We start from the raw sequence: 1,180 nt of genomic DNA on the forward strand, positions 1-1,180 counted from the left end.
CTCTGTACACGACAAATTTCACAGAACCCTTATCCTATCAGGATTCTGCTTTCTTAAAATTGCCAAAATTTCCTTAAACTCTTCTTTTTTCCCAAAACCAATTAAACGCTGAATCGCCATTTGAACATAGTCTAAACCATAGCGAAATAAACTCATTGAGAGTCGTCCATGCTTCTTTATTTTTATCGCTTTTTTTTGATTATGTTGCCATTCACCCGTTAAGTAACACCAACAGAAGCTTATAGCTAACACCGCAATCAATTTTTTCACTCGTCTAGGGTCTGTCAAGCGCGTATTTTCAAGATTAAACCCGCGTCCTTTGAGACAACTGAATAAGGTTTCAATTTCCCAGCGTAATGCATAATCCTGAATAGCATTGGCATTAAACTGAGGAGAAACGACGAGTAAAAGCTCTCCATTTTCTAACTGTAGTGCACTTATATATAGTTTCACCCGACCAACCAAAATCCGTCGTTTACGACATTCAATTTGACCAACTTTAAGATGGCGAAATAAATCACTAATTTTATGATTCTTTCCTAAATGATTGGTGACAATGAAGTTTTTTTAACACGAATGCAGAAGTTGATGTCTTGTTCAATTAACCATGTAAACCACTGCTCACCGATAAACTCTCTGTCTGCGAACACATTCACAATACGGTCTTTACCAAAAATGGCTATAAAGCGTTGAATCAAAGCAATACGCTCTTTCGTATCTGAATTTCCACGTTTATTAAGCAATGTCCAAAGGATAGGTATCGCTATTCCACGATAAACGATTGCGAGCATCAGGATATTAATATTTCGTTTTCCCCATTTCCAATTGGTTCTATCTAAAGTCAGTTGCACTTGGTCGAATGAAAACATATTGAAAATCAACTGAGAAATTTGACGATAATCAAAATACTGACCTGCAAAGAAGCGCTGCATACGTCGATAAAATGATTGTGGTAAACACTTGATGGGCAAGGCTTTAGATGCAGAAGAAAGATTACATGTTTGCTTTAAAATAATCACAAGCATGATGAGCGCAAAGCACTTTAAATGTGACTTGTTCCATTTTAGAGATTTGTTTAAGATAAGATATAACTCATTGAGATGTGTCATAGTATTCGTCGTTAGAAAACAATTATTGTGACATTATTTCAATGAGTTATCTATTTTTGTCGTGTACAGAG

The 1,180-nt window shown here is 35.8% G+C and carries 1 protein-coding gene; it reads right to left on the reverse strand.

Going from position 1 to position 1,180, the window contains the following annotated elements; genetic code table 11:
• Positions 1 to 18 precede the first annotated feature (18 nt).
• Positions 19 to 1,109 (reverse strand): IS4-like element ISAba1 family transposase gene (locus WA249_RS18875; RefSeq protein ID WP_085940648.1). Its coding sequence is split into 2 segments (ribosomal slippage): positions 19 to 569 and positions 569 to 1,109, totalling 1,092 coding nucleotides; the frame shifts between segments, so codons are not numbered across the junction.
• Positions 1,110 to 1,180 lie beyond the last annotated feature (71 nt).

The sequence above is a fragment of the Acinetobacter sp. 161(2023) genome, from assembly GCF_037027805.1.
Lineage (GTDB): Bacteria > Pseudomonadota > Gammaproteobacteria > Pseudomonadales > Moraxellaceae > Acinetobacter.